At 44.7% G+C, this 13,365-nt stretch carries 12 protein-coding genes; 11 read left to right on the top strand and 1 reads right to left on the bottom strand.

Annotated elements, in window-relative coordinates; genetic code table 11:
* Positions 1–4 precede the first annotated feature (4 nt).
* The 10 genes from BUA56_RS10345 (at position 5) to BUA56_RS10300 (ending at position 9,075) form a co-directional block, all read left to right on the top strand.
* The gene (locus BUA56_RS10345) at positions 5–862 is read left to right on the top strand and encodes a DUF5685 family protein (RefSeq protein ID WP_072851343.1); all 858 of its coding nucleotides are present in this window, start codon (positions 5–7) and stop codon (positions 860–862) included.
* A complete protein-coding gene (locus BUA56_RS10340) occupies positions 852–1,496 on the top strand; it encodes a DnaJ domain-containing protein (protein ID WP_072851489.1) in 645 nt (214 codons plus the stop codon). Before BUA56_RS10345 ends, BUA56_RS10340 begins: the two co-directional genes overlap by 11 nt.
* The gene (locus BUA56_RS10335) at positions 1,487–2,020 is read left to right on the top strand and encodes a hypothetical protein (protein WP_072851341.1); all 534 of its coding nucleotides are present in this window, start codon (positions 1,487–1,489) and stop codon (positions 2,018–2,020) included. Before BUA56_RS10340 ends, BUA56_RS10335 begins: the two co-directional genes overlap by 10 nt.
* Positions 2,021–2,122: 102 nt before the next feature.
* On the top strand, positions 2,123–2,836 hold the full coding sequence (locus BUA56_RS10330) for an IMP cyclohydrolase (RefSeq protein WP_072851330.1): 714 nt from the start codon (positions 2,123–2,125) through the stop codon (positions 2,834–2,836).
* A 234-nt stretch (positions 2,837–3,070) separates the two neighbouring features.
* Complete coding sequence (locus BUA56_RS10325; protein ID WP_072851328.1) at positions 3,071–3,817, top strand: FadR/GntR family transcriptional regulator; 747 nt, start codon at positions 3,071–3,073, stop codon at positions 3,815–3,817.
* Between the two features lie 14 nt (positions 3,818–3,831).
* The gene (larA, locus tag BUA56_RS10320) at positions 3,832–5,121 is read left to right on the top strand and encodes a nickel-dependent lactate racemase (protein ID WP_072851326.1); all 1,290 of its coding nucleotides are present in this window, start codon (positions 3,832–3,834) and stop codon (positions 5,119–5,121) included.
* Between the two features lie 24 nt (positions 5,122–5,145).
* On the top strand, positions 5,146–6,216 hold the full coding sequence (locus BUA56_RS10315) for a TRAP transporter substrate-binding protein (RefSeq protein ID WP_072851324.1): 1,071 nt from the start codon (positions 5,146–5,148) through the stop codon (positions 6,214–6,216).
* Positions 6,217–6,248: 32 nt separating this feature from the next.
* Positions 6,249–6,734 carry a TRAP transporter small permease gene (locus tag BUA56_RS10310; protein ID WP_072851322.1) on the top strand — a complete coding sequence of 162 codons (486 nt, stop codon included), beginning with the start codon at positions 6,249–6,251 and terminating at the stop codon, positions 6,732–6,734.
* A gap of 2 nt (positions 6,735–6,736) precedes the next feature.
* On the top strand, positions 6,737–8,008 hold the full coding sequence (locus BUA56_RS10305; RefSeq protein WP_072851320.1) for a TRAP transporter large permease: 1,272 nt from the start codon (positions 6,737–6,739) through the stop codon (positions 8,006–8,008).
* 14 nt (positions 8,009–8,022) lie between these two features.
* Positions 8,023–9,075, top strand: coding sequence for a uroporphyrinogen decarboxylase family protein (locus BUA56_RS10300; RefSeq protein ID WP_072851319.1), 1,053 nt, complete (start codon positions 8,023–8,025; stop codon positions 9,073–9,075).
* Positions 9,076–10,001: 926 nt separating this feature from the next.
* On the opposite strand, the gene BUA56_RS10295 is transcribed toward BUA56_RS10300, so the two are convergent.
* Positions 10,002–11,246, bottom strand: coding sequence for a PucR family transcriptional regulator (locus tag BUA56_RS10295; protein ID WP_158640997.1), 1,245 nt, complete (start codon positions 11,244–11,246; stop codon positions 10,002–10,004).
* A 172-nt stretch (positions 11,247–11,418) separates the two neighbouring features.
* Between BUA56_RS10295 and BUA56_RS10290 the strand changes: the two genes are divergently transcribed.
* Positions 11,419–13,359, top strand: coding sequence for an oxidoreductase (locus BUA56_RS10290; protein ID WP_072851486.1), 1,941 nt, complete (start codon positions 11,419–11,421; stop codon positions 13,357–13,359).
* Positions 13,360–13,365: the final 6 nt, after the last annotated feature.

The raw sequence follows: 13,365 nt of genomic DNA, 5'->3' as shown, positions 1-13,365 counted from the left end.
ATAGATGTTTGGATATGTTACGATTTATAAACCTGAGCTGAAAGTAAAGGACTACTATAAGTATAAAGCATACTACTGCGGCCTGTGCCAGACCCTGAAAGAAAAATACGGGTTTACAGGACAGATGACTCTGACGTATGATTTTACTTTTGTTACCCTTTTATTGACATCTTTGTATGAAAGTGAGTCCAGGATGTCTATGAAACACTGTAAAGTGCATCCGGTGAAAAAGACCGGGATGCTGCAGAATGAAATTACGGAATATGCCGCAGAGATGAATCTGCTTTTAGCCTATTATCATTTCCTGGATGACTGGAGGGATGAAAGAAAACTAACCGGCCTGTCCGGGATTCATGCTTTAAAAAGGAAAGCGTCCGCGGTCATCAGGAAATATCCGAAAAAATGCAGAAAAATTTATGGCTGCCTGGAAGAACTGTCCCGCTGTGAGGAGACAAATGAGAAAAGTATCGATAAAGCGGCGGGATGCTTCGGCAGACTTATGGAAGAGCTCTTTATCTATCGAAGGGATCAGTGGGAGGAAGGCCTTAGAAGGCTAGCCTTTTATCTGGGGAAATTTATCTACATTATGGATGCCTATGATGATTTAGAAAAGGACAGGGAGAAAGGAAATTACAATCCTCTGAATTTCCTTTATGAAAAAGAAGAAAATGAAGTCTATGAAGAAGAGTGCCGGCAGATGCTGACGATGATGATGGCGGAATGCAGCAGTGAATTTGAAAAGCTGCCCTGCCTGTTAGACGCGGATATCCTGAGGAATATTCTGTATGCAGGTGTCTGGACCAAATATGATAAAATTCAAAAAGACAGGAAAGAAGGAAAGGAACAAAAAAATGGTAAATGATCCATACAGCATTTTGGGAATCTCACCAAATGCCTCCAATGATGAAGTAAAGAAGGCTTACAGGGATTTGAGCAGAAAATATCATCCGGATTCTTATGTGGATAATCCTCTGGCAGATCTGGCGGAGGAGAAATTTAAAGAAGTGCAGGAAGCCTACGATCAGATTATGAAAGACAGAGAGGGAGGATATACCGGTGCGGGATATTCCCAGGGCGGGCAGAGCGGTTATCAGGATGCCGGAAGAAGCTACAGCCAGGACAGCAGTGAGGATATGGTACAGCTGAATGCGGCTGTGAATTATATAAACTCCCGCCACTACCGGGAGGCTCTGAACGTTTTGTCACGGATGAGCAGAAGAAGTGCCAGATGGTACTACTGCAGCGCTGCGGCCAATGCAGGAATCGGGAATAATGTGGAGGCTTTGAATCATGCCCGCCAGGCTGTAAATATGGAACCCAACAATCCGGAATATACGAACCTGCTGAACCAGCTCCAGTGGAGCTCTCAGAGGTATCAGACGAACAGCTACGGCGGCGGCCGGCCGGCATATTCTACCGGGAATTTCTGCTGTGATTTGTGGTGTGCTGACAGTTGCTGTGAATGTATGGGAGGGGATCTCTGTCCATGTATCTAAAAGGAAAGAGGATGGCAGTTGCAGGCCTGTCACTGGCCCTTGCGGTAGTATTCATTGTGCTCAGCGGCATCATTGAGACCAATACACTGTTTCTATTAGCTGCCGCATCTTTTTTTGTGGGAATTATCATCCGTGAATTTGATCTGCGGATGGGAGTGGCATTTTATATTGCCGCGATTATATTAGGAGTACTGGTTGCGCCTAACAAGCTGTACTGTATTACCTTTGCAGCCATGGGATTCTATGTCCTGATGGTAGAAGCATCCTGGGCGGCCCTGGGGAAAACTACACGGTTTCAGAATAGAAAAGCGGTTTTCTGGATAATGAAATATATCGTTTTTAATATTATGTACCTTCCTATGCTGTACTTCTTCCCCAAACTCCTATTTGCGGGGGAAGTGCATGGGGGAATAATGCTGGCTTTTATCGCAGGCGGTCAGGTGGTTTTGTTTATATTTGACAGGGCATACGAATATTTTCAGGTACAGGTGTGGAATAAATTCAGAAAGCGTCTGGGGCTTTAGCTTAGGCGGATTGTGTTGCTGCATATTATTCCTTCACGGGAATGGTATTTATAGAAAGAACATGAAAACATTACCAACAATAGCAAAAAAGGAGAGAAATTTATGGAAATGGTGTCAATCGCAAAGGAATTACAGGAAAATGCATATCCGGGACGCGGTATCGTTCTGGGTCGATCGGCAGACGGAACGAAGGCAGTGGCAGCTTACTTTATTATGGGCAGAAGCGAGAACAGCAGAAACCGTATCTTCGTAGAAGACGGAGAAGGAATCCGCACACAGGCATTTGATCCCTCTAAGATGCAGGATCCCAGCCTTATTATCTATGCACCGGTAAGGGTGCTGGGCAATAAGACCATTGTCACAAACGGAGATCAGACAGACACAATCTACGAGGGAATGGATCGGCAGATGACCTTTGAGCAGTCCCTCCGTTCCAGAGAATTTGAGCCGGACGCACCCAATTATACCCCAAGAATCTCCGGTGTTATGCATGTAGAGAACGGAACATACAGCTATGCGATGTCTATCTTAAAAAGCAACAACGGAAACCCTGAGTCCTGCAACCGTTATACCTTTGCTTATGAAAATGCAGCAGCAGGGGAAGGACACTTTATCCATACATATAAATGTGACGGAAATCCTCTTCCAAGTTTTGAGGGAGAGCCTACATTGGTTGATATTCCGGATGACATCGACGCTTTTACCGATACGTTATGGACCAGTCTGAATGAGGACAATAAAGTTTCCCTGTTTGTACGGTTTATTGATATTGCTACGGGAGACTACGAGACAAGAATTGTGAATAAGAATAAATAATAAGTTTGGTGCATTTTGGGACGTGTTCTTTCTAGAAAGAACACGTCCCAAAATCGATCCGGCCTGTCCCCTTTTATGGGAATAGCGTGTGTAAAAAATAAAGGATAGAATAATACAGTAAGTGTTGACTAAAGTCTGATAAGTTTCAGTTTATGAAGAACGTTTCAAAATATATTGACATATTAAAGGTATTATGATATTATCGGCCTATAAAGAAACTTGGATGGTGATGATATGGCAGGGAAAAAGTCAGGTATGCTTCAGGCAAAAACGAAATGTGACATTGTAGTAGAGGAAATATTATCAATGATCAGCAGAGGTGAATACTCGGAGAATGAGAAGCTGCCGCCGGAACATTATTTTGTGGACTACTTCGGCGTAAGCCGTGTGACGATCCGGGAAAGCTTCAAAAAGCTTAACATGCTTGGGGTTGTAACAATAAAGCAGGGAGAGGGGACCTTTGTCAACAGAATTGACTTCGGCACAATGATGAAACCACTTTTTTCTGCTATAGTTTTGGATAATCTGGGGATTAGCCAAATCTATGATGCAAGGCTGTTTGTGGAATCCGGGAATGCCAGACTTGCTGCCAGAAATCGGACGGAAGAAGAACTAGAGAATTTAGATGATCTGTTGCGGAAAATGAGGGAGGTGGTGAATCATAAAGATACCAACCGTTTTAACCAATTAGATATTTTATTTCATGAGATGATTGGAGAAATGTCCAGAAATCACATTATGTCTGCTACCTACAAGACAATTAAGGATATCCTGAAAAATTATATTACACAGAGTAATCTTTCTTTCTCTACAGTGGAAAGTTCTTTGTTACAGCACATAGAGATTGTGGAAGCCATTAGAGAACATAACGAGGAGAAAGCCAGGATTGTTATGGAGAACCATGTAGAGCAGAGAAAACTGGCCTTAATTAAGCAGTTTAACGAGGAAGGTGCACCGGATTATATTAAAGTAGAAAGTTAGAGTGGGGTAAAATTATGGGACGTGTGCAAAAATTACCTTATGGGAAAAGCTTTATTGAGCTGGATATGGACAAATTGGGCAATGTCCAGCTCATAGAACCAAATTGTGTTGTAAATGAACAGGATGAGGAGGCTATTGTAAGAGAAGCTTTGGAGCATCCAATGGGCTCTTTAAGTTTAAAAGAACTAACAAAGGGTGCAAAAAAAATTCTGATTATAACAAATGATAATACTCGTCCAATGCCAAGTAAAGTTACGATTCCTGCCATTATTAAGAGTTTTTATTGCGATGAAAGGTATTATGATATTACTATTCTCATTGCCAATGGCCTCCACAGGGAGATGAGAGAAGAAGAAATGCGGGAACAATTCGGGGAGGAGATCTGCAGCAAATACAGAATTATGAATCATAATGCTTCGGATCGTACACAATTAGTTAATTTGGGCAGATTGTCGTCGGGCAACATACTTTGGCTGAATAGGCTTCTTACGGAGCATGACTTAATTATCTCAGAGGGCTTTATAGAACCTCATTTTTTTGCCGGTTACAGCGGAGGACGAAAAAGTATACTGCCGGGGGTTGCAGGAGAAGAGACAATATTACATAATCACAGGCCTGAAAATATAGCAAGCCCATATGCAGCAGGAGCTACCTTAGACCGCAACCCCATACATCAGGAATGCCAGGAAGCGGCAAAAGTGGCAAATCTTGCATTTATTTTAAATGTGGCGCTGGATTGCAATAAAAAGATTGTGGGGGCTTTTGCAGGAGATCCGGTTAAAGCCCATGCATACGGGTGTGAATATGTTAAGAGAATGATGTCAGTTCCGGCGAAACGAACGGATATTGTCATCACTACTAATAACGGCTATCCATTAGACCGAAATTTGTACCAGGTTGTAAAAGGGATAGATACAGCTTCAAAGATTGTAAAGGAAGGAGGGGTAATAATAGTTGTTGCAGAGTGTATGGAAAAAGTAGGGCATAAAAAGTTTGAGGAGTTGATCCTTTCCTGCCGCAGTGTTGAAGAGCTGTACTTCAAAATGTCATCTCCGCCCTCAACGGCAGACAAATGGCAGGTACAGATTCTTGCCAGAGCATTAAAGAAGTATAAAGTAATTCTGGTTAGTGACGGTATTGATCAAGCACTTTCAGAAAGGCTTTTTCTAATCCATGCAGTCAGCATAGAGGAGGCTGTGAAGAAAGCTTTTGCGCTTAAGGGAACTGGAGCAAGTGTGACTGTGATGCCGGAAGGCCCGGTCACAATCCCAGTAGTAAATGATGAAGTACGGTGTCTGGGTTGAGAAGATGAAAAGGAGAGGGATTATATGAAAAACAATGAGAAGTTTTTTAGAATTACTGCGGTAATTTGTATGACAGCGTTAACCTGCGGGCTTTTGACGGGATGCTTTGGAAACTCTAAATCAGATGCAGATACAGCGAAAAAAGAAGACACAGCTCAGGCGTCAGACAAGGCGTCATCCGGAGAGAATACAGTAGAACTTTCTATTGCTCATATTGGGGCTTTAGAATCTCCCTCGAATCTTGCAGTGGAGCACTTTATAGAACTTGTAGAGGAAAGATCCGGGGGTTCCATAAAGATCACGAATTATCCTGCCAGTCAATTGGGCGCGGACAGAGATATTCTGGAGGGTATCGTGGGAGGCACTATTGATATGGGGATTCCTGCCGCTGGAATTTCGGCACTCTATCTTCCCGAATATTATATTTTCGATGCAATGTATATGTTTGAGAGCGAAGAACATTTAAAAAAAGTGGCGGAAGGGGAACTAGGGCAGGAAATCGCGGATAAGTTCCTGGATAAGACAGGAGTGCGTGTCCTTACTCAGAATTGGGAACGGGGTACAAGACAGAGCATTTTCTCTAAGGACGTGGAAGATCTGCCGGATTTTGCAGGAGTAAAAATCCGATTGCCGGAAATAGATTCCTATTTGAAAGGGTATGAACTGCTTGGTGCAAAGCCTACAATCATTGCCTTTAACGAGACCTATTCCTCACTGCAGCAAGGTGTTGTTGACGGTATGGAGTGCCCCTTGGATTGGATTTATGATAATAAATTTTATGAAGTGTGTAAGAATCTGGTTATGACAAATCATGTGTATTCCGTAATGACTGTACTGATTAACGATAATAAATTCAATACTCTGTCCGATGAACAGAAAAAAATATTGGAAGAAGCATCCGTAGAGGCAGGAAACTATCAGAATGATCTGCTGCATGAAAAAGAAGAGGAATATTTGAAGATGATGAAAGAGGAAGGGGTTAAAGTATATGAGCCTGACTTAAAGCCATTCCGTGATGCAGTGGAACCAATGCTTCCTGACATGGTGAATGAATGGGGAGACGGCCTATATGACAAGGTAATGTCGTACAAGTAAATACTGCAGGAACCTTCGAAAGGAGCTGACTTATGAAAAAAATCATTCAGAAAATGTCACAGGGACTTGAATGGATAGGCGGTTTAATGATTTTGCTGATGACGGTTGTTGTCCTGCTTCAGGTGATTATGAGATATATATTTAACTCCCCGCTGACATGGACGGAGGAATTCGCAAGATATCTGTTTGTATACATAACATTTCTGGGCGCTGCACTATTAATCTATGAACGGGGACACTTATACGTTGAGATTATTTTCAACAATCTGCCAATAAGAATAAGAAAAATCCTACAGCTTATTCTCGATGTGATAATACTGGGATTTTCTGTTTTTCTTGCGATTTCAGCGAAGGCCTCTATGGATGTGGCAGAAGGATCCTTTTCTACTGCTATGCACATACCCATGAACTACATAGGTTTTAGCGTATTGCTCGGAGCATTGCTAATTATTCTCTTTTCCCTGTGGAATATTGTTCAGGATGTTAAGTGTGCATTCAGCAGAGGAGGGGAGGATTGAGTATGGCACTTCTTATTATTTTATTTTTTGGCCTGATGCTGCTTGGGGCACCTATAGCCATAGCCATGGTATTATCCTCAGCTGTAGTGTTTGGACTGCAGACGGAAATGCCTATTCAAATAGTGGCCCAGCGTATGCAGTATGGCGTAGATTCTTTTTCACAGCTGGCCATTCCTTTTTTTATACTGGCTGGGCAATTTATGAACCATGGGGGCATCAGCAACCGGATCATAAAATTTGCATCTACCTTAGTAGGTCATATTAAGGGGGGACTTGCCCAGGTCATGATACTGGCAAGTATGCTGTTCGCGGGGATTTCAGGTTCTGCCTATGCAGATGCCTCTATGCTTGGAACCGTTCTTTTGCCGCGAATGAAGGAAAAAAAATATCCTGTAGCCACCAGCACAGTGATACTGGCAGCAGGAGCTACCATCGGACCTATTATTCCGCCCAGCATACAGATGGTTATCTATGGGGTTACAGCCAGCGTATCCGTGGGCCAGCTTCTGATTGCCGGCTTTTTCCCGGGCATTGTCATGGGAGTCATGCTGATGCTGATAACTGGGATTATTGCTAAAAAAGAGAAGTGGCCGAAAGATCCAAAGGCCTCCTGGAAAGAAAGGGGCAAAGCGTTTTTAGATGCTCTCTGGGCCCTGTTAATGCCGATTCTGATTGTAGGCGGTATGCTGACTGGTATATTTACCCCTACAGAAGCAGCAGTAATCGCCTCATTATATGCATTTTTGGTAGGTAAATTTGTCTACAAAGAGCTGAAATTAAAAGATGTTCTCCCAATCTGCCGACAGGTGTTCAGACAAACCGCTCAGGTTACAATTATAATTGCTGCAGCTGGGGTGCTAGGTTGGCTGATGACAAAAGAACGGATACCAACTATCCTCAGTGAGGCACTGCTCTCTGTCACTGACAATAAGGTTATTATTCTGCTGCTGGTGAACCTAATACTATTAGTGCTGGGATGTTTTATGGAAACAACTGCAATAGTGCTCTTAATGACACCAGTTTTGCTGCCGCTAATGACGACTTTGGGAATCAGCCCGGTACATTTCGGTGTGTTTATGATATTAAATCTCTGTATTGGCCTGATTACGCCCCCTGTTGGAATGTGCATGTATATCGGATGCGGAATCAGCGGCTGTTCTATCGGGGAATTCAGCAAAAAATTGTGGCCGTTTTTTGCGGCGCTGGTAATTGCACTTTTAATTACAGTATTTTGTGAACCGGTATCAATGTTTTTACCGAAGCTACTGTTTTGATGGGAGGAATGCATATGCAAAATGCGGAACGTATTGTGACTGCTCTTAAAGGGGGCAAACCGGATAAAGTACCATTTATCTTAAACACTGTTATGATAAATGTTCAGGAACAAATCGTCGGACACAAAATTGAGGATCCTACCTACAATGGCCTAAATAATGCAGGATGGCTCGGGGGACTGGAAGAAACTGCAGAGGTAGTGCCGGCATTGACAGTAATACCTGAGGCGGCGGAAAAGATTGGACTGGATGCCGTTCAGATACAGGTTTTGCCCCCTATGTTTGTGAATTGGGTGGTGAAAAACGGTGATGCCTGTGTCAGTCAGGGACTGATAGACGGGGCGAGTGCTCTAAGACAGATCCGAATGCCAGATCCGGACGATGAAAGGCTTCTGAAATCTATTGATGAGATGATAAAGCGTTATAAAGGTGACCTCGCCATGGGCGCCAGAATCCGCCTGGGAGTTTCTCCCGCCCTCCTGAGCATGGGAATGGAGAATATTGCCGCATTCTATGCAGATGAAGACGAGACGCTGCCCAGAACCATCGAAATGTTTACAGACTGGAGCCGCAGAATGAACAAAAACCTCAGTGAATTGGACTTTGATTTCTTCTGGGCCTTCGACGATGTGGCATTTACCTCAAGTCTTCTGATATCCCCGGATATGTTCAGGGAGTTTTTCAAGGATAATATGAAAAAGGCTGCATCCACCATAAGCAAACCGTGGATTTATCACAGCGATGGAAATTATCAGCTGCTGCTGGATGATATTGTGGATATCGGAGCTTACGGAATACATCCCATAGAAAAGGGCTCTATGGATACCAGATGGCTGAAGGAGACATATGGGGAAAAGCTCTGTATGGTAGGGAATGTGGATATTAATTACATTCTGAAAGATGCTCCTTTAGAAGAGGTAGATCGGGAAGTTAAAAACTGTATGGATTTGCTGGGACCTGGGGGAGGATATATTATATCAGACTCTAACAGCATACCGGCGTGGTGTTCGCTTGAAAACGTGATTGAAATGGGGAGGGCCGTGGAGAGATATAGATATATTTATTAGATGGGGCAGTTGTTACTAATTGGGATTTAAGGATATAGAAGGATATAGCTACGTGGACTTCGGCTCAAGATGCTTCAGGACGGCAGGTGTTGTGCGGCAGGGGGACGGTGAGCGGAATCCCGCGGCAGCGAACTGGCTGGCTCGGACAGGAGGGAGGCTTAAGTTCCGGGGACACCTCCGTCGCGAAGAGAGTCTAAGACAAAACCGGAATCCCCGCCGGAGCACCGTTCGTATGTGCAAAGAATGCTTGATGTGCATTCTCTGCCCATGCTCACTTTTTTTCGGCCCTGACTGCCGAAAAAATCTCCTGCGGGAATCCCGTTTTTGCCTAAGACTCTCTAGTCACTCCTGCGGAATCGTCCGCGGAACTTAAGCCTCCCTCCCAACCCAGCCCGCTGCCGCGGGATTTCTCTCACCTGAGTATAGGAAAGTTCCAGGGTGTAGACTTATCAGAAGGGGAATGATATATTTCACATAGAATATTGATATAATATTGCCAGACAGAGTGGAATTAATAATTGCAGCTGGTTTGGTTGTTTATCCAAACATCAAATTACCAATATTGATGAACAAGGTGAAAAATGTACAACTCTCGACCTTCCCCGCCCGTTTTCCATATGCCTGAAGTGAGGGTAAAGCAGGTCAAGGGAGGGGGTCTTGGAGCCGGGGAACGGAAGGGGCAATACGTGGAGCTGCGCAGACTACGGAGTGCGTCCGAAGATCCACTGCCAGCGGTCACTTAGGAGCGAAGGCTCTCCTGAGCTTCTTAGTGAACGGCTAAGCAGTTAGCTGAGGAGAAACGCAGTAGCAAGCAGATCCCGTATTGCCCCTTCCGTTCCCCGGCTCCAAGACCCCCTCCCTTGACCGTCCGTCAGCGACGCTCTGCTTGCCGACTCTATACCTCCGAACTTTAGGCATATAAACCATCATTTATGCCTTTCTTTCTCCCTCAAATAATTCATGATCCGATAAGAGATAAACACATTCGATATCTCCGCAATATTGGAAAAATCAATGGGCACCAGTTCTTGTATCTTATCCATCCGGTACCGCACGGTATTCCTGTGTATAAACAAATCTGCAGCTGTTTTCTGTATATTTCCGTCATTAATAATATATTGGTAAAGTGTATCAAATAAGTTATTATTGTGGGCATTATCATACTCCCTCAGTGTGAGAAGATAAGGGTGGCACAGACTGTCACTGTCCAGGGGATAATCTGCCATTTCCAGGAATTCGTAGTACTGTACCCTGGAATAGTAAATGATATATTCGCCCGGACATGCGCAGCGGCCCAGAGTGATGGCTTTGAGAGACTGCTGGTAGTATTTATAGAAATCCTCTATCCGCCGAAAGCACCGGCTGATGCCCACATAAATGTGGTTTGTGCATAGAAATTCCTGAATTTTGCTGAGCTGTTCCTCTAATTTATCTCCGTCGCAGACGGCAATAAAATGTTCACGGTAATAGACTGCGGGAAAACGGTGAAACAGGTAACTGCAGTTATCCCGGATATCATCCAGAGAACAGTCACTGCTGTTAAAATTTCCCGGATTCATGGACAGGACGTACATCCGGGAGGGAAAGGTAAGCTTCCCCAGTTCCAAATAGGAAAGAATCTCTTCTCCGGACAGATGCTTTCTTTCAATCAAGTCCAGGAGCAGGTTTTCGTAGTATACAGACTGGGGGCGCTGATGGGTGGGCTTCTGATGCTCCGTCAGCTTCATGCTGTATAGGGCGGCAACCTTTTCCAGAATGGTATAATCCTCTGTGCGGATGTCTCTTTTACATCCCATCATAATAACATTTCCGATGGGAATATCTTTGTTTTTCAATTTAGACACAAGCTTTTTGTTCTGGCTTTCCTCGCACCATACCTCATAGGTGTTTTCTTTGCGCTTTCCTTCTTTTACACAGGGAAGCGTATTTACTTTTACGATGAATTCATAGGGACAGAATCCGTTTTTAATATGATCCAGCCAGAAAGGATCTGCAATCTCCAGGATATTGGAGTGCCCGATAATCTGGTAGCTGACATTAATGACTATAATAGGATTTAGCAGCAAATCCGCGGTCAGCTGGATTAAGGCCTGGAGGCTTTCGCCATTTACGTAGGCTTCAAACAGTCTGGCATAGATATGGTCCCGGGAGGGAATCTGTGAGAGTTCCATAGGCAGTCTCCTCATAATAATTATGCACAGTGCACCATTGGAATAGGCATTTTTGGCACTGGTTAACATAGGAATTTGTTCCTCTATTGACTATAATTCAACTATAACACAGAGAAATTGATAAGGCAATGAGGGGAAAGAGAGAATATCGTCAGAAAGGATGGGAGCGGCAATGAAGTATCAGAGATTATTTGAGAGGGGACAGATTGGATGCCTGGAGACAAAGAACAGGATTGTGATGCCGGCAATGGGCACCAATCTTCCTGGATGCAATGGTGAGGTTAATGAGGAGATTATCCGTTACTATGAAGAACGGGCGGAGGGCGGCTGCGGTCTGATCATCACAGAGATTACCAGAGTGGATGATGAAACTGGGATCGGCACTCCCTGTCAGCTGTGTGCAAACCATATCCGCTATATTCCCGGGCTGGAGCGTTTGGCAAGGCGGATTCACAGATATGACACCAGGATTTTTCTTCAGCTGCATCACCCCGGAAGAGAAAACCGCTCCAAATTTATAGACGGAAGGCAGATTGCAGGTCCAAGCCCGATCATGAGCAGCGCCATCGGAGAGATGCCAAGAGAGATGACCACAGAAGAAGTGGAAGGAATGGTAAAAAAATTCATCATAGGGGCAAATATCGCTAAGGCAGCCGGCATGGACGGGGTGGAGATTCATGCGGCTCATGGATATCTGGTAGGATCCTTTTTAAGCCCTCAAAGCAATATTCGTACAGATAAATATGGAGGAAGCTTTGAAAACCGGTTCCGCTTTCTGGCAGAGATCGTGGGGGGGATTAAAGCCTCCTGCGGAAAAAAGTTTCCGGTGTCTGTAAGAATCGACGGAGATGAATTCGTGCCGGGGGGATTTGGACTTGAAGATGCGGTAAAGACAGCGGCAGCTCTGGAACAGCTGGGGGTTGATGTCATTAATGTGAGTGCAGGGACTTATGAAACAGTGAATACCATTATTGAGCCTACTTCTTATCCTCAGGGATGGAAAAAGCATCTGGCGGCAGCGGTGAAAAAGGCCGTACATATACCTGTGATTGCCTGTGACGTGATCAGAAAACCTGATTTTGCAGAACAGCTTCTGGAGGAAGGTATTCAGGATTTTGTGGCATTGGGAAGAGCACAGCTGGCGGATCCTCAGTGGGGAAATAAAGCCAGGGCGGGTAAGGAGGAAGAGATTCGCCCTTGTATTTCCTGCCTGTACTGTATTGAGGATGTGTTGAACGGAAAAATCATAAAGTGCGCTGTAAATGCCAGGTGTGGTCGTGAGACTGAGCTGACCGGGCTGTCAAAGGACGGAGCAGGCAGACGTGTCGTTATACTGGGAGGAGGACCGGCTGGTATGGAAGCAGCCAGAGTTCTGGCTATACGGGGATTTATACCCGTGCTCTTTGAAAAACAGCCGGTATTGGGAGGAAGCGCAAGGCTTGCGGCGGTTCCCCCGTTAAAGGAAAAAATCACCTGGTACTTGGAATATCTGGAGCATGAGATCAGAACCCTGGGTGCAGAGATTCACCTGGAGCGGGAGCCGGATCTGGAGGAGATTAAGGCCATGGAGCCTTATGCCGTATTTTCCGCAGTTGGGGGGACGAATATTATACCTCCGCTTCCGGGAATTCAGGGAGAGAATGTATGTACAGTAACGGATATTCTGAGAAAGAGGGTAACAGTAAAAGAAAAAAATGTGGTCATGGTGGGAAGCGGTATGACAGGGCTGGAAACAGCAGAGTTCCTGGCAGAGCAGAAAAATAAAGTGACAGTCATAGAGATGCTTCCTAATATCGGGCCCGGTATGTACACACCTAACCTTATTGATATTGTTACCAGACTGAAAAAATACGGGGTGACACTGATCCCTTCCTGCAAACTCTGCGAAGTGACCAAGGCAGGTGTAAAGGCAGAGAATATGAAGGATCATACCGCTGTAGAAATCCCGGCGGATCAGATCGTACTTTCTCTGGGAGTAAAAAATGATCCTACGTTCAGCAGAGTACTCAGAGAGAACTTTGAGCGGGTATGTATCCTGGGAGATGCGTCAAAGGTTGGGCGGATCGCCCAGGCCGTGCAGGCGGGCTATGAGGCAGCCAGTGATTTGAGATAATCAGGT

This window comes from Lactonifactor longoviformis DSM 17459 (assembly GCF_900129135.1).
In the GTDB taxonomy this organism is placed as follows: Bacteria; Bacillota; Clostridia; order Lachnospirales; family Lachnospiraceae; genus Lactonifactor; species Lactonifactor longoviformis.
This window is presented reverse-complemented; position numbering and strand designations above follow the sequence as displayed.

Bases quoted from the DNA above. Each gene is read 5' to 3' on its own strand.
- BUA56_RS10315 (WP_072851324.1), top strand. From the start codon at position 5,146: ATGAAAAACAATGAGAAGTTTTTTAGAATTACTGCGGTAATTTGTATG.
- BUA56_RS10335 (WP_072851341.1), top strand. From the start codon at position 1,487: ATGTATCTAAAAGGAAAGAGGATGGCAGTTGCAGGCCTGTCACTGGCC.
- BUA56_RS10290 (WP_072851486.1), top strand. From the start codon at position 11,419: ATGAAGTATCAGAGATTATTTGAGAGGGGACAGATTGGATGCCTGGAG.
- BUA56_RS10305 (WP_072851320.1), top strand. From the start codon at position 6,737: ATGGCACTTCTTATTATTTTATTTTTTGGCCTGATGCTGCTTGGGGCA.
- larA (WP_072851326.1), top strand. From the start codon at position 3,832: ATGGGACGTGTGCAAAAATTACCTTATGGGAAAAGCTTTATTGAGCTG.
- BUA56_RS10295 (WP_158640997.1), bottom strand. From the start codon at position 11,246: ATGGAACTCTCACAGATTCCCTCCCGGGACCATATCTATGCCAGACTG.
- BUA56_RS10345 (WP_072851343.1), top strand. From the start codon at position 5: ATGTTTGGATATGTTACGATTTATAAACCTGAGCTGAAAGTAAAGGAC.
- BUA56_RS10300 (WP_072851319.1), top strand. From the start codon at position 8,023: ATGCAAAATGCGGAACGTATTGTGACTGCTCTTAAAGGGGGCAAACCG.
- BUA56_RS10330 (WP_072851330.1), top strand. From the start codon at position 2,123: ATGGAAATGGTGTCAATCGCAAAGGAATTACAGGAAAATGCATATCCG.
- BUA56_RS10310 (WP_072851322.1), top strand. From the start codon at position 6,249: ATGAAAAAAATCATTCAGAAAATGTCACAGGGACTTGAATGGATAGGC.
- BUA56_RS10325 (WP_072851328.1), top strand. From the start codon at position 3,071: ATGGCAGGGAAAAAGTCAGGTATGCTTCAGGCAAAAACGAAATGTGAC.
- BUA56_RS10340 (WP_072851489.1), top strand. From the start codon at position 852: ATGGTAAATGATCCATACAGCATTTTGGGAATCTCACCAAATGCCTCC.